The sequence below is a fragment of the Paenibacillus sp. GCM10028914 genome (genome assembly GCF_042666275.1).
Taxonomy (GTDB): Bacteria; Bacillota; Bacilli; order Paenibacillales; family Paenibacillaceae; genus Paenibacillus_AQ.
In genome coordinates this window covers 149,351-168,932 of sequence record NZ_JBHTFO010000006.1, presented here as the reverse complement: position 1 = coordinate 168,932, position 19,582 = coordinate 149,351, and the positions used below count along the sequence as shown (strand labels likewise).

Annotated in this window: 19 protein-coding genes; 5 read left to right on the top strand and 14 right to left on the bottom strand. The window is 43.1% G+C overall.

The genetic code is table 11. The features are described from left to right. Positions 1-14: 14 nt before the first annotated feature. From tsaB to ACFQV5_RS05425, 4 genes are all read right to left on the bottom strand, one after another. The gene (gene tsaB, locus ACFQV5_RS05440) at positions 15-797 is read right to left on the bottom strand and encodes a tRNA (adenosine(37)-N6)-threonylcarbamoyltransferase complex dimerization subunit type 1 TsaB (protein ID WP_379244414.1); all 783 of its coding nucleotides are present in this window, start codon (positions 795-797) and stop codon (positions 15-17) included. Continuing rightward, complete coding sequence (gene tsaE, locus ACFQV5_RS05435; RefSeq protein WP_379244521.1) at positions 790-1,287, bottom strand: tRNA (adenosine(37)-N6)-threonylcarbamoyltransferase complex ATPase subunit type 1 TsaE; 498 nt, start codon at positions 1,285-1,287, stop codon at positions 790-792. Before tsaE ends, tsaB begins: the two co-directional genes overlap by 8 nt. A 185-nt stretch (positions 1,288-1,472) precedes the next feature. Further along, complete coding sequence (locus ACFQV5_RS05430) at positions 1,473-1,655, bottom strand: H-type small acid-soluble spore protein (protein WP_379244412.1); 183 nt, start codon at positions 1,653-1,655, stop codon at positions 1,473-1,475. Positions 1,656-1,658: 3 nt separating this feature from the next. Further along, entirely contained in the window at positions 1,659-1,931 is a 273-nt protein-coding gene (locus ACFQV5_RS05425) for a hypothetical protein (protein ID WP_379244410.1), read from the bottom strand. Between the two features lie 216 nt (positions 1,932-2,147). Here ACFQV5_RS05425 and ku point away from each other — a divergent pair, with 216 nt between their 5' ends. The 4 genes from ku (at position 2,148) to ACFQV5_RS05405 (ending at position 6,238) form a co-directional block, all read left to right on the top strand. Then, positions 2,148-3,077, top strand: a complete 930-nt coding sequence (gene ku / locus ACFQV5_RS05420) for a non-homologous end joining protein Ku (RefSeq protein ID WP_379244408.1) — start codon at positions 2,148-2,150, stop codon at positions 3,075-3,077. A 50-nt stretch (positions 3,078-3,127) separates the two neighbouring features. Next, positions 3,128-3,994 carry an ATP-dependent DNA ligase gene (locus ACFQV5_RS05415; RefSeq protein ID WP_379244406.1) on the top strand — a complete coding sequence of 289 codons (867 nt, stop codon included), beginning with the start codon at positions 3,128-3,130 and terminating at the stop codon, positions 3,992-3,994. Then, entirely contained in the window at positions 3,991-4,884 is an 894-nt protein-coding gene (gene ligD, locus ACFQV5_RS05410; protein WP_379244404.1) for a non-homologous end-joining DNA ligase, read from the top strand. Before ACFQV5_RS05415 ends, ligD begins: the two co-directional genes overlap by 4 nt. Before the next feature lie 457 nt (positions 4,885-5,341). Continuing rightward, positions 5,342-6,238, top strand: coding sequence for a DUF2167 domain-containing protein (locus ACFQV5_RS05405; protein WP_379244402.1), 897 nt, complete (start codon positions 5,342-5,344; stop codon positions 6,236-6,238). A gap of 151 nt (positions 6,239-6,389) precedes the next feature. On the opposite strand, the gene ACFQV5_RS05400 is transcribed toward ACFQV5_RS05405, so the two are convergent. From ACFQV5_RS05400 to ACFQV5_RS05360, 9 genes are all read right to left on the bottom strand, one after another. Continuing rightward, the gene (locus ACFQV5_RS05400) at positions 6,390-6,845 is read right to left on the bottom strand and encodes a copper amine oxidase N-terminal domain-containing protein (protein WP_379244400.1); all 456 of its coding nucleotides are present in this window, start codon (positions 6,843-6,845) and stop codon (positions 6,390-6,392) included. Between the two features lie 21 nt (positions 6,846-6,866). Next, positions 6,867-8,189: a M56 family metallopeptidase gene (locus ACFQV5_RS05395; protein ID WP_379244398.1), complete on the bottom strand. Its 1,323-nt coding sequence runs from the start codon at positions 8,187-8,189 to the stop codon at positions 6,867-6,869. Continuing rightward, positions 8,186-8,566 (bottom strand): BlaI/MecI/CopY family transcriptional regulator, encoded by a 381-nt coding sequence (locus ACFQV5_RS05390; RefSeq protein WP_379244396.1) that lies wholly within the window; start codon positions 8,564-8,566, stop codon positions 8,186-8,188. Before ACFQV5_RS05390 ends, ACFQV5_RS05395 begins: the two co-directional genes overlap by 4 nt. 219 nt (positions 8,567-8,785) lie before the next feature. Next, positions 8,786-9,775, bottom strand: coding sequence for a glycoside hydrolase family 43 protein (locus tag ACFQV5_RS05385; protein WP_379244394.1), 990 nt, complete (start codon positions 9,773-9,775; stop codon positions 8,786-8,788). 40 nt (positions 9,776-9,815) lie between these two features. Next, complete coding sequence (locus tag ACFQV5_RS05380; RefSeq protein WP_379244392.1) at positions 9,816-10,742, bottom strand: carbohydrate ABC transporter permease; 927 nt, start codon at positions 10,740-10,742, stop codon at positions 9,816-9,818. Positions 10,743-10,753: 11 nt separating this feature from the next. Next, entirely contained in the window at positions 10,754-11,716 is a 963-nt protein-coding gene (locus ACFQV5_RS05375) for an ABC transporter permease (RefSeq protein WP_379244390.1), read from the bottom strand. A gap of 144 nt (positions 11,717-11,860) precedes the next feature. After that, positions 11,861-13,537, bottom strand: coding sequence for an ABC transporter substrate-binding protein (locus ACFQV5_RS05370; RefSeq protein WP_379244388.1), 1,677 nt, complete (start codon positions 13,535-13,537; stop codon positions 11,861-11,863). A 136-nt stretch (positions 13,538-13,673) separates the two neighbouring features. Then, positions 13,674-15,404 carry a sensor histidine kinase gene (locus ACFQV5_RS05365; protein WP_379244386.1) on the bottom strand — a complete coding sequence of 577 codons (1,731 nt, stop codon included), beginning with the start codon at positions 15,402-15,404 and terminating at the stop codon, positions 13,674-13,676. Between the two features lie 26 nt (positions 15,405-15,430). Further along, the gene (locus ACFQV5_RS05360) at positions 15,431-17,005 is read right to left on the bottom strand and encodes a response regulator transcription factor (RefSeq protein ID WP_379244384.1); all 1,575 of its coding nucleotides are present in this window, start codon (positions 17,003-17,005) and stop codon (positions 15,431-15,433) included. A gap of 141 nt (positions 17,006-17,146) precedes the next feature. On the opposite strand from ACFQV5_RS05360, the gene ACFQV5_RS05355 reads away from it, so the two are divergent. Next, entirely contained in the window at positions 17,147-18,301 is a 1,155-nt protein-coding gene (locus ACFQV5_RS05355; protein ID WP_379244382.1) for a family 8 glycosyl hydrolase, read from the top strand. Positions 18,302-18,630: 329 nt separating this feature from the next. On the opposite strand, the gene ACFQV5_RS05350 is transcribed toward ACFQV5_RS05355, so the two are convergent. Beyond that, a complete protein-coding gene (locus tag ACFQV5_RS05350) occupies positions 18,631-19,521 on the bottom strand; it encodes a YitT family protein (protein ID WP_379244519.1) in 891 nt (296 codons plus the stop codon). Positions 19,522-19,582: the final 61 nt, after the last annotated feature.

Below are 19,582 nucleotides of genomic sequence, written 5' to 3'. Positions count from 1 at the left end.
CTCTTACGCTCCCTTCACCGCTTGCGCAGCAGGTTCGCTTCCGCCTCGGAAAGCTGTGTATAGTTAGGTACCAATGCATGCATTTCGTCTGACTCTCCGTTAAGCAATCGTTTCGCGCCCAACAGACCGACCCAGCGACCTTCAAGCTCATAAGGAAGAATATGCACAGGCCCGTGGTATACTTCTCTAAGTAGCTCTGCAGCTTCTGCATGAACCGCGACATCTCCTGTAAACCAAATCGCTGCTGGCATCTCTTCTTCATTAAGGGATTTCAGCCGTTCAGATAAAACATCTACCCATGTTGCCATTAAGCGAATAGCATCCGCTTCAACACGAATGGGCGCATCAGCAGTCCCACCAATGAAGAGTGCAGTATAAGCCTGACCTCGCCTTGCGTCAAGCAGTGGGATGATCCAATGCCGTTCCTGCCCAGTCTTCTCTTCCTTCAGCCCATAAGCAAGGCTGCCCCACGCAATCGCATGGAGACTGGAAACTCCGACTACAGGTATCTTCTTCGCCCAGGATAGCGTTTTAGCTGCTGTAACAGCCATCCGAACCCCGGTATACGATCCCGGTCCTACACCGACTGTAATTCCTTCTATATCATTCACGGTCAAACCCGCTTCTTCTACAGCGCGGGCTATAACCGGATGCATATGAACAGAGTGATTACGCTCTCCATTGACATTGATTTCGTGCAACAACTCATTGTTCTCCATGATGGCAACTGCTAACGTAGCTGTGGCCGAATCCAGCGCCAAAAACCGCTGGCGCGGCTTTGTATTCTCATTATTCATTGTTGCTAACCCCATTTTCATTCAAGTTCCGGCACCACTGGCCGTAAGGCTCACCAAAGCTCTTTAGTTCGATTAATCGCTCTGATAATCCTGTCGTTTCAATCGAAATGTGAAGATAATTCTCGGGAAGAATATCGGTTATGAGACTGCTCCATTCCACGAGGCAGACCCCTTCTCCGAAAAAATAATCGTCCAATCCAAGCTCATCCGCTTCATCCAAAGACAAACGATATACATCCATATGATAAAGAGGCAGACGCCCCTCATATTCTTTAATAATCGTAAATGTTGGACTGTTCACTACACCGTTTACACCAAGGTGTTTGGCAAAACTTTGGGAGAACGCCGTCTTTCCCGCTCCCAAATCCCCATCCAGGCCAATTACCGTTCCTGGAATCGAACGCCCAGCCAGCCAGGCGGCTAGTTGTTCCGTATCTGCCGGATTCTTAGAAATATAACGGAAATCATAACCGCTTTCTGTCACCTGTATACCCACCTTTTTGACATAACTACTGCCTCAATTTAACTTGTCCTTAATTATATCGGTCTCCTCACCCTGCCGCAAGGGAAGTGCGTAGGGAAAGAGAAAACACCTATTCCCGATTAAGTCTCCATAAAAGAAGCCCCTACGAAAATAGGTGTTTGTGAAATGCTGCTATCCGCTTGAGTCCCCTGCTACTCGCCTTCTTCCAATCTCTCCACATTCACCGTTACCGTATTAGTCGGCCTTGATCCTACTTGAACGGTTGCCATGCCGTTCGCTGGATCGATTTGCTCAATCCATACCGGCTCACCTTCTAATTTCACTTTAAACGTATCTTCGGACTTGAAAATTTGTACAGCTCGTTCCATTTCCATTGTCTATTCAAACTCCTTTCGCTTCTCTGTGTTCCTTGGCGTCTCATCCACCGTCACCATCGTATCTGTTGTTGTAGAACCGATCAGACCGTTATGTTCTGTCACATTACCACCGCCAAGCCCCTCATTCACCATGCGATCGATATCTAACATCGTAGACTCGCGGCTCATTTCACTGTCTTCTGAGGTTAATTGACTCCAATCGAGCATTTCCCCATTAACTGGCTCAGATGCAGCCTGCTCCGAATCTTTATTCTCATTGTAATTCCGGGCCATACTTGCACCTCCTGACATCTGGAGAAAATCCATAGGGTTCCAACGTCAATATGGCACAAAGTTTAAGTATTTATACAAATAAATCGAAGCTCCTAATAATCGGATGATAAGATCCTCATTCGTAGTGATGAAAAGGTTGTAGTTCTCTTCCTCAAGCTTATATAGCGCCTTTTTTTGGGCAAACTAATTAAAAAAAATGATAGGGAGGAATCATAGATGCATACCGTCTGGAAAGGTGCCATCAGCTTTGGGCTTGTTCATGTTCCCGTTAAAATGTTCTCCGCCACGGAGGACAAAGATATCTCTATGAGATACCTGCATAAAACTTGCGGCAGTCCGCTTTCTTACGTCCGCAAATGTCCGGTTTGTGAAGAAGAGGTCGGCTGGGAAGAGATCAACAAAGGGTATGAATACGAGAAAGGGAAGTTCGTTCTCTTCGAGAAAGAAGAGCTGGAGCAGCTTTCGGAGCAGAATAGTAAGAATATTACGATTCTTGATTTTGTGGATTTGACAGAAATTGATCCGATCTATTTCCAAAAAACTTACTACTTGTCCCCCGATCAGGCAGGAGCCAACGCCTATCGACTCTTGCTTGAGGCGATGAGACAATCCGGGAAGATCGGCATTGCCAAAATTGCAATCCGCTCCAAGAGCAGCATGGCGGCGATTCGTGTTATCGAGGAATGCTTGGCCATTGAAACGATATTCTATCCTGATGAGATACGTCCCATTTCACAAGTTCCAAACCTACCGGAGAACACAGCGGTTAATGAAAAAGAGCTCACAATGGCACGGATGCTGATCGATCAACTGTCCACCCCATTTGAACCTAGCAAATATACAGATGATTACCGGGAACGACTGCTTGAGGCAATCTCAAGTAAAGTTGCCGGAGAAGAAGTGAAGATTGCTCCTGCCCGCCAAGAGACGAATGTTGTTGACCTCATGGCAGCTCTGCAAGCGAGCATTGAAGCAGTTAAACCGATTCCAACCGATCCCGGAACGACACCTAAACCACGGAAGTCAACCCGGAAGACCGCTGCTAAGGAGCCTGTAGCGAAAGTAGCCGGTGCTGTACCGGATGCTGGTGGACCTAAGCCGAAACGGCGCACTTCGAAAACCAAGAAGACAGATACGGTCTCCTGAACATGACGACTTTAAACCATCTTCTGCCTAAAGAGCCGATGGCGCCCATCATGACGGAATCCATCCCCTCTGGGGATGAATGGGGGTTCCAATTAAAGTGGGACGGTGTACGCATCCTCTCTATGATCGAAGGGGATAAAGTATCACTTGTATCCCGTAAGCTGCTAAATAAGACAGCTCTCTACCCCGAAATTGTAGATTCCCTATCAAAACTTAAAGGGCAGCGACTGTTGATGGATGGAGAGGTTGTATATTTTCATCCGGAACTGGGTCGACCTGTATTTCAGAAAGTTCTCCAGCGGGAACGCTCTCGATCGCTTAGCACAAATGCTCCCTTGTTCACATATGTGTTGTTCGACATCTTAGTTGAGGGAGAACGCGACCTCCGGCATTTGCCTTATATCGAACGCCACCAGCGTCTTCAGGAAATTGTAGTGAATAAACCAGGTTTGCTCGTAGCCGATTTATTCCGTGATGGGGAGACATTATGGGAATGGGCCAAGGAACGAAAATGGGAGGGCATTGTGATAAAACGGCTCTCCTCTCCTTACCGCTTAGGGAAGAAGCATCAGGATTGGTACAAGAAAAAAATAGCCGTACATTTAACAACAGATGCGGTAGCAGTCATTGTCCGGGATGGACGGGTGGCCAGTCTTGTCCTTACCGGCGAAGACGGGTCCTACATCGGCAGAGCCTCATTAGGCCTGAATGAACATACCAAGCGGCAGCTGCTTCAGTATGCAGAATTACACCAAGGACATTCACACTGGAAAGAGCTGCACAACGATCTAAAAAAAGAAATTATCATATGGCTCCGTGAGCCGTTAACCGTACAAGTCACCTTTTTAGAATGGAGCCAGGACGGCATGATGCGTCACCCAAAGCTGCTTGGCATTGAAGGGCTGGATTCCCCATGAGAAAACAGGTCAAAGGAACACTCATCATTGAAGGACAGGAAATTATAGTTACGAACCCGGATAAACCGCTATGGCCAGAGGTTGGGATAACCAAAGCGATGTATTTACAGAAGCTGGCTGCTCTGTCTCCCTTTCTGCTCCACTATTGCCGAGGAAGACTGCTTACGACAATTCGTTATCCGCATGGAGTGCCAGGTGAATTCTTCTATCAAAAGAACGCACCTGAACCCACGCCTCCTTTCGTCAAAACAGCTCAGCACGAAAATATCAATTATGTTCTATTAAATGGACTCCCTGAGTTGCTGTGGCTTGGTAATCTGGCTGCACTGGAATTCCATCCTTCTTTACATCTGGCAGGCAGCACACTTCCTTGTGAATGGATGATTGATCTAGACCCTACTTTGCCAGAAGAACCGCGTATTATGGAAGCTGCATCCATTGTTGGTCATGTACTGAGCTCACTGGGTATCTCCTGCGTACCGAAGACATCAGGTGCAACAGGCGTCCAGATTATCGTTCCGATCTCGGAAGGAATCACATTTGACCAGCTTCGGACACTCGGACAATTCGTCGCCCAGTATGTTACCGAGAAACACCCTAAGCTCTTTACTATAGAAAGACTTAAGAAAAACCGGGGAGACAAAATATATTTTGACTATCTTCAGCACTACAGTGGAAGAACACTCGCCGCACCTTATACACCAAGAGCGCGCCCGCTGGCAACCGTATCCACGCCATTAACCTGGGATGAGGTGTCTCAGAACGTTTCACCAACAGATTTTCATCTGCTCAACATCGAGAATCGTTTGCGTGAAAAAGGCGACCTGTTAGCACTGCTCCCTCCCCAGCCTTTAGAACCTATACTGCGTCACCTATCCGCAAAGCTATAAAGCATCCTCTCATCTTTTATCCAGGCGTCAGTACTTCTTCTTTCCAAGGAACACAAACGGAAACAGAAGTTTCACAAGGCGCCTTTTTCTCTTTACTCTCAGGTAGGTCAAAAAAACTTTTATTCCCCAAAATGTTTACATAGGTATAAAAAGGATCCGAAATCTTGGGAACTTTCAACTATTTTTCACAAATTCCTCTGATCCAGAGTCAATGAAATATGACATTATACGACGGACGGAGGAATATTATTATCATCATTATGTAATCTCATAATATACTCCAAACCCTTAGACCTACTATTATACTATTCATTCAAGTCCTTATACCCTTAAATATCCTGATTATTTCTCGTGAACATGAAAAAAGTATCAAAATATCCAAATATAGTACATATTCCCAACCTGTGATATGATGACCAAAGTTTTAGGATCTATTACAGATATGGAGGATGTAAACGTGAAACGAGTTTTTGGATTATTGATGGCTCTAATGCTGGTACTCCCTACCACGGCATTAGCAACTGAAAGTGATATTATACCGATCTTTGGTGGAGATGGCGTTAATGTTGATATCGGTAATGTAGGGACAGTAGAACTCGCAGAAGATTTCTACTATCTGGATCAAGAAAACGTTAAGAAGTTTTCTCAGTTAAATGGAAATATACTAAACGGACAAGAGGTAGCTGGTATTGGTCCCTTAGCAGAGGATCAGGACTGGTTTGTATATTTTGATTATTACGATTCAGGCCACATTAAAAACGCGGAGAAAGAGAAAATCAAACCTGATAAAATTCTTAAAGAAATTCAAGAAGGAACAGAAGCAAGTAATGAAGATCGAGCTGCTAGCAACCAAATATTTGTAACGGGTTGGGATGTTGAACCCTATTATGACAAGGACACCCATAACCTTACCTGGTCCTTGATGCTTGAAGATAATGAAAAAAGACCCTTTGTTAATTATCAAGTGAAGCTGCTTACTCGTGAAGGATATATTAGCATGATCCTCGTTACAGCTAGCGAGAGCCGTAAAGAGGCATCCGATATTCTTTCCAATGAAATATTAACGAAGTTATCTATTGTGCAAGGAGAACGTTACGAAGACTTTGATGAATCTACCGATAAAGTGGCTGAAATGGGCTTAACAGGTTTGATTCTCGGAGGTGCGGGATTAGCCGTTGCCAAGAAAGTCGGCCTGCTATTATTGCTTAAGAAGTTCTGGTATGTCATCGCTGCTGTGTTCGTTGCTGGCTTTAACTGGTTGCGGAAGAAACTAGGTCGCAAAAAAGATCAGCCTGAAGAGAGTTCAAGTACAGCTTCACAGGACCCACAAGGGCCCGATCAAACGATCTCCTAACTTCATTCATCGATAAAACATAAATGACCCGTAAGAAGGCACTTGACTCATGGTGTCCTCCTACGGGTCACTTCGTTAGTTCACAAACTTGAAGTTGTTTTGATTTGTCTCACATGATGGGTAGTCCCCGTTTATTGGCTGTTCTTTTTTCCTATTCTTGAGTGAATGTAGCGGTACGCTTTTCGCTGCTCCAATCGACTTTAATCCCGAGGGTTTCAGCAAGCTGTCTAACCGGCAGGAACGTTACATTCCCTCGAATCATAGGTGCTATTCCTTCAAGACTTACTTTACTTCCATCAACTAGCATTTCCTGTTTTCCAATATGCATAACAATGATTCTTGCCACGACATGCAGATATTTACCTTCCACAAACACAGAAACATGGTTTTTCATTGCCTCATCACATGAAGGAAGATCGAGATCAATTTTCTTTCCATCTATTACAAGACCCAAGTTTCCTTTCGTTCCATCTCTGCTGATACTTGTACATGAAGGCCTGGGCTCTATGTCTGACCAGAAAAACTCATGATCTGCATGAACAGAATTACCGATCATTAAAGCAAACAGCATCAATACGGCAATGAATTTCCTTCTTATTGCTTTCAAGCGATATCAACTCCAACGATTTTATGGTTTGAGCAAATCAGCAACACTAAAAGTGGCAACCCCACCTTGAATATAAAGCTTAATGTAAGTTAGACCGTCGAATATTTTCGTCAGCTCATCTGTTTTACCCAATTTCTTCAATTGGACAACGTATGCCTCTGGCACAGGGAGCCCCTTTCCAAGGTGCAGTTCAATACGCTCAACCATTTCATCTGCCGTAAGCTCTCTTGGGGCTGTACGCGGTGGTTCCGGTATGATATTTCCATCCTTATCGTAGGAGATGGTAGTGCCATCGGCTCGTTTCACGGTTATGTTACTTCCTCCCTCAATCATATATTTGGAGGAAGTATTCGCTGCTGCGTCTGCATAATCTGCAGCAATCCCGCCACTGCCAACTAAAATAATACTTGCAACGACTGATAACATAACCATCGATTTTTTTGTCTTTTTTACATTCACCAGATTCCCTAATCTCCTTTTCATATCTTCTTTAGAATGGTAGAGACTATTTACACCGATAAGATTCCTGCGCATGACGCCATATTCGAGCATAGACAACAGTGTTTCTCCGTAAAATCTTCGACTCTCCTCATCCATTTCCTGAACGACCTTTTCATCACAAGACAGCTCACAATAGATGTTGATTTTTTTGCTAAGTGAGTAAACCATCGGATTGAACCAATGAATTGAATTAGCAAGCAAAACTATGAATTTCACTAATAAGTCACGGCGCTTTAGGTGTATGAGTTCATGAGAGAGGATCATTGCCAGTTCTTTTTGTTCAAAGCGTGTATCTGGCATTACAATGACGGGATTAAGAAAACCAATGACCATAGGTGTCATCGCAAGGGGGCTTACAAACACCTTTACGGACTTTACGTTTATGTCGGCCACTTGAGAATGCTGTAGAATCGACCGCTTAAATACCCAATAACTTTTCAAATTCACTGTAAGGAAAACAACAATGCCTGCCATCCAAATCACTAATATCCATAAAACTAAATCATTTTTGTATCCGAGGGCCCGGAGTGAACCAACTAAGGTTTGCAGAAAAGGTGAGCTGCCAGCTGTCGTATCCTCCATTAGAGGCACAGGTGATATTTTCTGAGGAATGGAGCCGGATAATGCAGTTACACTTTTATGGAATATTGAACGTATCAACGGGATCACTCTAACCATCATTTCCGTACCGCCAACAAGAAAAAATACGGGTATTAGAGTCGTATAATAATGCCACGTTTGCGAAAAAAGTTTTTGTGTAAGTGGGCGTATACTGTTTTGGATAATCCATATCGCCGATCCGACACTTGAAGCAATAATTAAAGCTAATAACACATCGATCATTCTTCACCTTTTTCTTGCTTGAACCATTCTTTTAGCTCAGCAATGTCTTTCTGATTAAATTCATCGTCATTGACCAATGCTGTAATAAAATTTTTCACCTTCCCTTTGTATAGTCTATTGAGGAAGGACTGGGTTTCAAGCTTACGATATTGTTCCATGGTCAGCGTAGTGTGGTAGTAATTCACTTTTCCGTTCAATGTTTTTGTTAAAAACCCTTTTTCAATTAATCGCTTTAAAAGAGTGGACATGGTAGACGTTTTCCAGCCCTTTTCTTCAAAAGATTCAAGGAGCATTGAAACGGTCACCGGTGTACTTTTCTGCCAAATCACCTCCATAACTTCCATTTCTGTTTCAGATAATCTTCCTAAATTTTTCATTGGGCGCGCACCCCTATTTTTTACTGCGACAACTTGTCGTAGTTAGAATGTACGACAAATCGTCGTAGTTGTAAATATTTTGTAAATTTGGTACACAGCAATATATAATACTTGAGCACATCCACGGTACGGATTGATTGACCAATCAAAAGGCAAAAGAAAAATGGCATTACCATGCGTGTGTCCGTATGGACAAAACGCTGATAATGCCTCGAAATCTTATTCTTGAGAATGGTAAGGGTCGATAGAACGAATGGTCCCATCCTCGTTATATTCCAACTCCGTGAACTTCACGCAGCGTTTATTATTGGCGCCTCCCGACAATGAGCAGTCATGATAAAATAAATACCATTTGTTTTGAAATTCAACGATAGAATGATGCGTTGTCCAGCCGATAACCGGATTCAGAATAGTTCCTTGAAATGTAAAAGGCCCCTTCGGATTGTCACTTACTGCATACACGATTTTATGGGTTGTCCCCGTCGAATAAGATAGATAGTACTTGTTGTTATATTTATGGATCCAAGGACCCTCGAAATATCTTCGCTCCTCATCTCCTGCGGTAAGGGGGTATCCATTCTCATCTAGGATCATTACTTCTTCAGCGTCATCATGAAAACGAAGCATATCATCACTCAATTCAGCGACTCTAGGTCCTAAAGCCGGCTCGTCACGGGCAGGTTCCGATCCCTCTATGCGATATTGACCCGTCTGCCATTTCTCAAGTTGCCCACCCCACAGACCACCAAAATAAATGTAAGCACGGTTGTCATCGTCGATAAAAACAGCTGGGTCAATACTGAAGCTTCCCGGAATAAAGTTTGGTTCAGGAACAAAGGGCCCTTCAGGAGATTCACTTGTTGCTACACCGATTCTAAAGATACCTTCATGATCTCTAGCAGGGAAGTATAAATAGTAAGTATTATTCTTATATGCGGCATCCGGTGCCCACATCTGTTTAGAAGCCCAAGGCACATCTTTTACATGAAGAACTTCTCCATGATCCGTGCAAGTTGACTCCTTGTGATCGATGGACAGAACATGATAGTCTTCCATATCATACTGATCCCCATTGTCGTTAGATATGTTGTCCCGATCAAGATCATGAGAAGGATAGATATAAATCTTCCCCTCAAAAACATGTGCAGAAGGATCTGCTGTAAAGATGTGTGATACAAGTGGTTCATTAGGTGTCAGCTGTTTTTTCATGATCAACGCTTCCTTTCTATGAGATGGATTGTAGTCTGCCCTACCCTTTTACTCCGCCCAGCGTCAAACCCTGAACAAAGTACCGCTGCAGAAACGGATAGACCATAATGATCGGCAGACTGGCTACAATGGTCATCGTAGCACGAATAGATGTCGGTGTAACGTAGTTAGCGGAAGAAGAACTAGAATTCGCAAAAGCACCCCCAGCGTCTGAACTGCTTACAGAAGCATTGGAGTTCTGCAACATCTTCATCAGCTCGTATTGCAATGTGCTTAGTTCGACGTGAGAGGAATTATACAAGAATACATCAAACCAGGAATTCCATTGATATACGGCTGTAAACAACGATGTCGTCGCAAGTACAGGAAGCGTCAGCGGAAGTACGATACGCATAAAGGTTGTAAACTCTCCCGCTCCATCAATCCGTGATGACTCCATAATGCCATCCGGCAGCCCTTCGATAAATGAACGAATAACGATAATATTAAAGACGCTCAAAATACCAGGTATGATATAGACCCAGAAGCTACCCATAAGTCCGAGCTCTCTCATAAGCAAGAAATTCGGAATTAGTCCACCGTTAAAATACATCGTCAAAATAAAGGCTAGGGTAACAAACTTGCGCAGCACAAAATCCGGTCGACTGATCGCATAGGCCACCATGGCTGAGCAAAAGGTTGAGATAACGGTTCCGAGAACGGTCCTCAGAATAGAAATAAGTGTGGCATGCAGAATCGTTGCCTCTTTGAACACATAATTATAGCTGTCAAAAGATAGCTCACGCGGCCACAAATAAATGCCGCCTTTTACCGAATCACTTGGATCGTTTAGAGATACAGCGAGCATATTGATGAATGGATAAATCGTAACAATCATCAGGAAAATCATGAATATAATATTGAGCGTATCGAAAATCCGGTCTCCGAGTGGTACTTGCCGCTTATTGGATATTTTAACTGATGCCATGGCGCTCCCTCCTAGAACAATCTATCTTGGCCAAAACGCTTGGCGATATGATTTGCTGAGAATAATAGAATGATGCTAATGATCGTTTTGAAAATACCTGCAGCAACGGATAAAGAGTAATTCCCCAAATTCATCCCGTATTTCAAAATGAAAATCTCAAGATTTTCAGAATAATCAATATTAAGGCCGTTTCCGAGCAAATACTGCGGTTCAAATCCCGTTTCTAGAATCTGACCGAGATTCATAATAATCAAGATAATAATTACAGGTCGAATGCCAGGAAGGGTAATATGCCATATCCTGCGCAATTTACTTGCTCCATCCATCTCTGCCGCTTCATATTGCGAAGGGTCAATTGAGGTCATTGCCGCCAAATAAATGATCGTATTCCATCCGATATTCTTCCAAACCTCAGCTGTCCCCATAATCCCCCAGAAGTATTCACCAACGCCAAGCCATAATACGGGTTCATGAATAAATCCCAATTTCAGAAGTATCACGTTTATGATACCGCCGTCTGCTGATAGCGCTGTCTGAATAATTGTTGCTGCCACAACCCAGGAGATAAAATGCGGCAGATAGCTAACCGTTTGTACAACTCGTTTGAAAACAACACTTCGAAGTTCGTTTAGGAGAAGGGCCAGAATAATGGCAGTAACAAAACCAAGCACAAAATTGATCAGACTCATCGCAAGCGTGTTCCTTAACACGAGAAGAAACCGATCATCCTCAAACATAAATCGAAACTGTTTCAACCCTACCCATTTTTGATCAGCGAAATCTTTTGCCGGCTTATAATCCTGAAAAGCAATCGTCCAACCCCAAAGCGGTAAATACTTAAATATAGCCAGCCAGATTAGAAAGGGTACGGTCATTATAATGAGTACACGCTGATTAATAAGCTTTTTCACAAATAAATTGAAGCGAGAAGGCTTATATGGGCTAGATTTTGAAACTTGAAGGTCGCTCATCATTCCACTTCCTCTATCTGATGATTGTATGTCCGGCTGTTTTGGAGGATAAAAAAAGAAGGGGAACGTGTGAGATCATGCGTATTCCCCCTTCTTCGCCAATCATCGCCAGTTACACATCCCTTGCTCTTGCTTATGGCTCAAAGATCACTGCGTCCCCTGAATCTTTTGAACTTTTTTCTTAACTTCTTCAGTCATTGTTTTCTCGTACTCTTCGACCGGTGTTTTTCGATACTCTGTTACGTACTCGTTCCAGACACTTTCGAACTTATCCGGCGCGGCAAGTACGATTTTCGCAAAATATTTCTTCTGCAAATCGGTTTGTTTCACCGAGAAGATCTGAGCCTGTGAGCCTTGCTCAAGTGCGATACTCCATGCAGGGTACCACGGACGCTCTTCCGGTGCGGCAAACATTTCTGAGTATGTCTCTACACCATATTTATTTAGACGCTCTTTCTCCTCAGCTGTAAAAGAAGCCTGTGCCACTTCTGTTTGTCTTCCTGGATCGACCGCATTTCCATCCGGGAAAGTTGATCCCTGTCCATACATTGGCCAGTAGTAGGAATAGTAACTAATCCCGATTTCACGAGAATAATCGTTGTCTTTCAGCTTAGCGATCTGTTCATCTGTTTGGTAAAGACGTCCCTTATCGTCTACTTCGTACGTCTCGCCTTTGATTCCCCAACGCGTCAACTTCTGGTTCTCGTCTGTAAGTAAGTTATCGAAATATTGAATAATTCGAGCAGGATCTTTTGCACTAACGGAGATACCAATCCCCCGGTTATTTACAAATGATGGCGGATCTAAATATTGATCTTTAATGTTCTCATCTAATACAATCGGAAGTGGGAAATACTCCAGATCATCTTTACCATTACTTCTCAGCGTATTAAACGCTTGCTGTGCCTGCCAACCATAATCGAAGAAGCCAAGCACTTTGCCGGAGGTCAACTTCGCAAGGTATTGATCATAGTTATCAACGAAAGAGGATTTATCAAGCAGCCCTTTCGCATTGAGATCATTAAGCGTCTGAAGCCAGCGCTTGGTGTCGTCGTTATCTCCGTAAACTTTTGCTTCCATGGTCTTCATATCAACCTGCACACCGCCGTCATTCGGATAACCAGCAAGGTGATTCGGTGGGTTTGTTACATCAAAGAAGCGCCAATCGTGCGTCAGCAAGGTCATACCAATAGTATCCTCATCTGGGTGTTTATCCACATAATCCGAAATCAGTTTCACATACTCGTCCAGCGTCTTGATCTTTGGATAACCAGCTTCTTTCAATACACGGTTCTGAATCCAGAATGCGCCTTGGTCTATCGTCGGGTTCGGTATATATTCACCAACAAGCGGTGAAAACGGTAAGAAATAGATGTTGCCGTCATCTGCTGTCATCAAGTTAAAGTAAGGCTCGTATACACGTTTAATATTAGGCCCGTGCTTATCAATCAAATCATTAAGTGGTATAAATGCACCTGCATCTATAATCTTGTCAATACCCGCGTCAGGCTGAATGACATCAGGATATTCGTTACTAGCGATCATCGTACCAATTTTCGTCTGAAGATCCCCTACCAGAAACTCCTGCTTAAAGTTCACTCCAGTCTGCTCTTCAAGAATTTTACCAATCTTGGTCTTATTGGTATCGATGTCTTTATTGGCTGTGGCGTTAAAATACGTAAACGTGACCGGTTCTTTTTTATTTGTCCCCTCGTTACCCGGCTCACTGGTGTTATTCGTATTCGAACTGTTCCCAGAGCATCCGCTGACCGCAATTGCAAACGTCGCCGCAAGCACGACCGCCAGCCATTTTTTCTTGTTCATAAAAACACTACCCCCTATATTCATTGGTATTAAGCGTGTATGAGCATCTCTTGTAAGCATTTTCATTATAGAATGGGAAGCGTTTTCGCTAAATGTAGAAACTAAATATGTTACTGCAATATGTTTAGATATATCTTCAATCGTTATCTATTCCCGCTGATTCACGAACGATAATCTCGATGCAAGTCCCGGCACCTTCTTCACTTCTGATACGAAAAACTGCAGCTTCTCCGTAATATAGTTTCAAGCGAAAGTAAACATTTGCAATTCCAATATGTTCACCCATTTCATCACTGGCGGAAAGATTTAATAAAAGTGATTCCAGCTTTTTGGGCTCAATACCGACTCCATTATCTGAAACTTTACATATGAATCCTTCTTCTGTTTTCTTCACGCTAACCTGAATCATTCCACTGCGCTTGACCGCTTCGATCCCATGAATGCTTGCATTCTCCACCAGCGGCTGAAGTGTCATCTTCGGAATCAGTGTCTGCTCTAATTCAGGATCTACATCAATCGAATATTGCAGTTTATCTTCAAAACGATATTTTTGTATCTCTAAAAAACAAACGACTAAATCAATCTCTTCCTTCACCGTAACCCAGTCTTTTCCCCAGGTAAGTGATTTACGAAAGATTTTAGCCATGTTCTGAATAATTCGGGCAGTCTCATGTTCCTGCTTGATTAAACTTCGCATGCGAATCGTTTCAAGTGCATTAAACAGAAAATGGGGATTGATTTGACTTTGCAGTGCAGTAAGCTGGGCTCGATTGCGCTTTAATTCAAGCTCTTTCTTTTGAATCTGCGAGACGTACACATCATTAATCAAACTGCGAATTTGAAGTGTCATCTGATTAAATGTGAGCATTAACTGACCGATCTCATCCCTTGTTACGGGCTCAACGATAGGCTCAAAGGTTTGGTTCTTCACCCGCTTCATCTGTTTGAGAATACGGACGAGACGAGCATGCAGCGAGCGATTAAACCATATAATCAACAAAGTCGGAACAAGAAGATTCACAAGCGCTAAATAGAATACAAATTGCCCAGAACGGCGTACATCGGCAAGAACTACCTTTTCTTGAAACTCTCCGGCTATGGCCCAATCTTTCAGATAGGATGCAGAGAAAGGCTCATGGAAGAGCACTACTCCTTTTTTTCGTACAGGTGTATAGGTCCCTTCTTTATTCGAACTTGGGGTTGTTGTATATAGGATGTGATCTCCTTGTAATAGGTAAAGCGATCCGTTCAGAGTAATGTTCCGAAAAATGGATTCGGTGACATCCGAGTGAAAGTCTATTCTTAGCAGAAGCAGCTGTCTGTCTCCCCCCTCCGCTCCACCAATCCTTCTTAGCAGGCTAAGCGTCTCCGAACCATTACCTTGCTCAGGGGATATTGTCTCAAGTGAAACTGTAGAAGGTGAAGCCATGCTGACCCTCTGATACCAATCCTGCTGTCTCACGTTAGTTAATGGCTGTACACGCCCGCCATATATAATGCTGTCATTTTCGGTGTAAATCGTAATCTCCTTAATTGTTTTATATAACGGGCTGTATTTCTCCAGCATCAGACTGATGTAACTGTTATAGTTCTCCACATAATCGGCAGGCTGATCATACCGCTGCTCTATATACTTCCAGAGAATCGTGTCGTTGTACAATATGCTTGAAATCCCGGTTACCGCATCAATCTGATCTTGAAACTCATCACGTATTTGCTTCACCGTAAGCGAGATATCATGCATCTTTTGATCTCGGATATTATCTGAAGTAATGAAATAGAAGATAATATTCGTCAGCACGACAGGTATAAACACTGACACAAAATACATCATCAGCATTTTATTGCGAAGACGGACGTTATTCATATTCAGATTTAAGCGAAAGTTACGCATCATGATTTTTTCGTATGCACTGCCAATTTATATTCTGTTGGCGAATGCCCCTCCACCTTCTCAAATTGCTTAATGAAGTATTCTGGGCTGCTAAATCCCACTTGTTCAGCAATTTCATATATTTTCTGATCCGTTTGCCTTAATAGCCGCTTCGCCTCCTGAATGCGCAGATGAAGAAGAAAATCATTAAAATAGGTGCCATATGTATTCTTGAACAGCTGCCCCAAGTAAACAGGATTCATAAAAAAACGTTTAGATATAATCTTAAGCGTAATTTCTTCTTGATAATGCGATTCGATATATTGTCGAACTTTATGGATGTTCCCCGTCGTTTTACTTTTGCATAGTTCCTCCATTTGATCTGCACTTTCAATCAAAAAAATCATCAGCTCTTCCATTAACAAGGACAATGTTCTTGGCGCCCGGTTCCACTGCATCATAATCGAACGGGAATGGATCGTCGGTTCCTCATCTACATTTATTTTTCTAATCGCATCCAGTACACACATGCCACATTTCGAGATGGAGGCCAGTACAGCATCAGAGGTGAGAGCAAATTTCTTAAAATCATCCTTAATTCGTGTGACAACCTCAGATAAAGCAGGGATGTTATTCTCCTCCACATATTCCTGTAAAGAACTGTAGACAGACGTCTCCAAATCACGAAAAGAAAGCGCAGCTTTTCTAGCCATCTCTTGTGTTATTACATAAAAGTCATCCAGCGCATATTTGCCTAGCATGGCTTCTCTCGCTCCTTCATAGGAGATCTTTAGATCCAGAGGAGTTTGTACCATTTCACCCACATAAATTCGGATCTCAGATGCTTCCTCCCGCCCAGTATTACGTAACAGCTGTGACGTGATCTGAACCTTGAACCTTTCTAGACGATCTCGAAGGTGGTCACCTGTGAGCAAAAAACCAAAGGTATAGGGACTTAGATCATGAAAAATAGAAACGCTGCCTCCTACCCGCGCTAATATATTGCTGATGAACGACTTCCATTCGCGAAGCGAAGGAGCCTCTACTTCCTCCCTACAACTGTTGCGCTCTAGGATGCAATAACAGCTTGGCTCACTCTCTTGTATGCCTAACGCTTGCGCTAAATCTGCCGTCTGCAGCTCTTCTCTCTGTTCGAAGAGCAGCGCATTCAGTGCTGCTTCCCCCTTAAGCTGCGCTTTATATTCCGTTTCCTCAGATTGCGACCATCTTTGATTCATTCTCTGCAGTGTACAGGTAAGCTCATCTTCATCAATGGGCTTTAGGATAAAGTCCTGAACACCAAAACGAAGGGCACGCTGAGCATACGTAAAATCGTTATAACCGCTGAGTATGATAAATTCAGGAGCAGGCTCTTCACTTTCCTGAACAGCGGCAATTAAAGATAAGCCATCCATCACTGGCATTTTAATATCTGTCAGAACGAGATCCGGACTATGCTCACTAATTAAAGAAAGAGCTTCTTCCCCATCCTCTGCTTCTGCTACGATTTGAAAGCCTAAATCTCCCCAGCGAATGAGTTCAATTAACCCTTTGCGCACAAACAGTTCATCATCTACTAGGATCACTTTTTTCATGATGTTCCCTCCTTCTTATCATTTCTATAGATTCCACAGCACGTTCTATACTTTTTTCATTTCTTCCCGTTCGATTCAGCTGTAAGCTAACGATGATGAATGCCAGATCTGAGCTTAAAACTTATAGGAGGCTTGAATAGGATGTCATCCGTCGTTAGGCAAGGCGCTTTTCACACCAATCAATATCGTAATATGTTGTTCGATTATGGTTACGCTCTTTCCGAGATCGAAGATCGGATCCATACATGCTGGAAGCAATTATTTGGAGACTCGCCGGATACACGTATCTATTACGAAATGGGAAAAGATATGGGCTACATGCTGGACACGGGTAATGTAGATGTCCGGACAGAAGGAATGTCATACGGAATGATGATGGCTGTACAGATGGACCAACAGGAAATTTTTGATCGGATATGGCGTTACACCATGGAGTATATGTTCATTAATGAAGGGCCGAACGCAGGCTATTTCGCATGGTCCTGTCTGCCGGACGGAACGCGAAATTCGGATGGACCAGCCCCTGACGGAGAAGAATTCTTCGCCCTTGCCCTTTTCTTCGCCTCACACCGCTGGGGGGACAAGAATGAAACTCCATTTGATTATGGACAGCAAGCGCGAAAACTTCTGAATACCTGCATTCATAAAGGTGCGGAAGACGGTTACGGTTTCCCAATGTGGAATCTGGACAACAAGTTAATTAAATTTGTACCCAGCTGTGAATTTACAGATCCTTCTTACCACCTTCCCCATTTCTACGAGCTATTCGCACGGTGGGCAAATCCTGAAGATCAGCAATTTTGGATGGAAGCAGCTGTGGCTAGCAGGCATTATTTAACGACTGCTTGTCATAAGGAAACCGGACTTGCTCCTGAGTATGCTTACTATGATGGAACACCGAACAACGAGCACGGTTATGGACACTTTTTCAGTGACTCTTACCGGGTGGCAGCAAATATTGGGATAGATGCTGAATGGTTCGGGGTGGCTCCTGAATTAAGCATGATCGCCGAGCGAATATTAACCTTTTTCTCAGACAAGAATCCTGAAGATTATCGGCGTTATACGGTAGCAGGATTGCCGCTTGAAGATAAAGCCCTTCATCCTGTGGCCTTAATTGCTACGAACGCAGTGGCGATCATGGCGTCAGCTAATCATGAGCATGCACGATCAACTGTTGAACGGTTCTGGAAGACTCCACTCCGAACGGGTAGTAGACGTTACTATGACAACTGCTTATACCTATTCGCTCTACTCGCACTAAGCGGACGTTACCGGATTTGGCATCCGCAATAGAAGATCAGTAAGGGTTTCAAAACCCCTAATGTAAACCCTTTCACAATTTTCTATTTAAAAGTTCAAAATATTCTTTTATCTGTGAAAGTATAAAATTCATTGTTTATCATGTGTTTCTTAAAGTCAATATCATGATTATATTAAACCGACTCCGTAAAAAAGATGGAATAATTAAAGGAACTTCTGTTAAATGTTTAGTATTTGCTACCACAGATATCCTTAAAAGCAAAAAGAAGATCCCGCCTATATGATGTAAGCATAGGAAGGGATCTTTTTTATTACAAACTTTATGCTTTTGTGAGGAGTATGTGCTGCTGATAATTGTAAACTTAATGGATATCCTTCTTCTTGAAACGGCCACCTTTAACATCATGAATATTACCAACCGCCATGAACGCTTGAGAATCCCAATCTTCAACAATCGATTTCAGCTTCGCCTCTTCAAGCCGGGTAATCACTACAAAAATAACTTTCTTACTATCTCCAGTATAAGCACCTTCTCCGTCCAGATAAGTGACACCCCGACCTAAACGCTGAGTAAGTGCATCACCGATTTCTTTGTATTTCTCGCTAATAATCCATACCGATTTGGATTGGTCAATGCCTTCAATCGTAATGTCAATCAGTTTGAAAGCGAGGTAGTAGGCGATCAAAGAGTACATCGCATGGTCCCAACCAAAAATAAACCCTGCACTACCGAGAATAAAGAAATTGATGAACATGACAATTTCACCAACAGAAAACGGTGCTTTTTTATTAATCAGGATAGCAACGATCTCTGTACCATCAAGCGACCCACCTGAACGGATAACGAGACCAACACCAACACCAAGAATAACTCCGCCAAAAACAGCAGCTAAAAGCGGATCAATGGTAAGTGGGGACACTGGATGAAGAAAGTAAGTCCCTACCGACATAACCAAAACGGCGAAAAGAGTGGATAACGCAAACGTTTTGCCGATTTGCTTATACCCCATAAATAAAAACGGAAGGTTAAAGAGAGTCAGGAAAACCCCGAGTGGTATTTGGGTGATATGTGAAACCATAATCGAGATCCCGGTTATTCCTCCGTCAATAATACGGTTTGGCACGAGAAATATTTCCAGTCCAACGGCCATCAATAAAGCTCCAAGTGTTAAAAAAACAAACCGACGGAAAAGCCTAACTTGGAGCGATTTTGCAGATGGCTTCTCCGGCTGTGACTGATTTATCTGAGGCATTGGCGGCTGCGATAGAGACGGTTGCGGCTGCGTTACTACTTTCATTTCGCTGGACATAAAA

Excerpts from the sequence above, each read along its gene's own strand:
- ACFQV5_RS05350 (WP_379244519.1), bottom strand. The coding sequence starts at position 19,521 with ATGCCTCAGATAAATCAGTCACAGCCGGAGAAGCCATCTGCAAAATCG.
- ku (WP_379244408.1), top strand. The coding sequence starts at position 2,148 with ATGCATACCGTCTGGAAAGGTGCCATCAGCTTTGGGCTTGTTCATGTT.
- tsaB (WP_379244414.1), bottom strand. The coding sequence starts at position 797 with ATGAATAATGAGAATACAAAGCCGCGCCAGCGGTTTTTGGCGCTGGAT.
- ACFQV5_RS05360 (WP_379244384.1), bottom strand. The coding sequence starts at position 17,005 with ATGAAAAAAGTGATCCTAGTAGATGATGAACTGTTTGTGCGCAAAGGG.
- ACFQV5_RS05370 (WP_379244388.1), bottom strand. The coding sequence starts at position 13,537 with ATGAACAAGAAAAAATGGCTGGCGGTCGTGCTTGCGGCGACGTTTGCA.
- ACFQV5_RS05430 (WP_379244412.1), bottom strand. The coding sequence starts at position 1,655 with ATGGAAATGGAACGAGCTGTACAAATTTTCAAGTCCGAAGATACGTTT.
- ACFQV5_RS05365 (WP_379244386.1), bottom strand. The coding sequence starts at position 15,404 with ATGAATAACGTCCGTCTTCGCAATAAAATGCTGATGATGTATTTTGTG.
- ACFQV5_RS05390 (WP_379244396.1), bottom strand. The coding sequence starts at position 8,566 with ATGAAAAATTTAGGAAGATTATCTGAAACAGAAATGGAAGTTATGGAG.
- ACFQV5_RS05395 (WP_379244398.1), bottom strand. The coding sequence starts at position 8,189 with ATGATCGATGTGTTATTAGCTTTAATTATTGCTTCAAGTGTCGGATCG.
- ligD (WP_379244404.1), top strand. The coding sequence starts at position 3,991 with ATGAGAAAACAGGTCAAAGGAACACTCATCATTGAAGGACAGGAAATT.
- ACFQV5_RS05385 (WP_379244394.1), bottom strand. The coding sequence starts at position 9,775 with ATGAAAAAACAGCTGACACCTAATGAACCACTTGTATCACACATCTTT.
- ACFQV5_RS05415 (WP_379244406.1), top strand. The coding sequence starts at position 3,128 with ATGACGGAATCCATCCCCTCTGGGGATGAATGGGGGTTCCAATTAAAG.
- ACFQV5_RS05355 (WP_379244382.1), top strand. The coding sequence starts at position 17,147 with ATGTCATCCGTCGTTAGGCAAGGCGCTTTTCACACCAATCAATATCGT.
- ACFQV5_RS05380 (WP_379244392.1), bottom strand. The coding sequence starts at position 10,742 with ATGGCATCAGTTAAAATATCCAATAAGCGGCAAGTACCACTCGGAGAC.
- ACFQV5_RS05425 (WP_379244410.1), bottom strand. The coding sequence starts at position 1,931 with ATGGCCCGGAATTACAATGAGAATAAAGATTCGGAGCAGGCTGCATCT.
- ACFQV5_RS05375 (WP_379244390.1), bottom strand. The coding sequence starts at position 11,716 with ATGATGAGCGACCTTCAAGTTTCAAAATCTAGCCCATATAAGCCTTCT.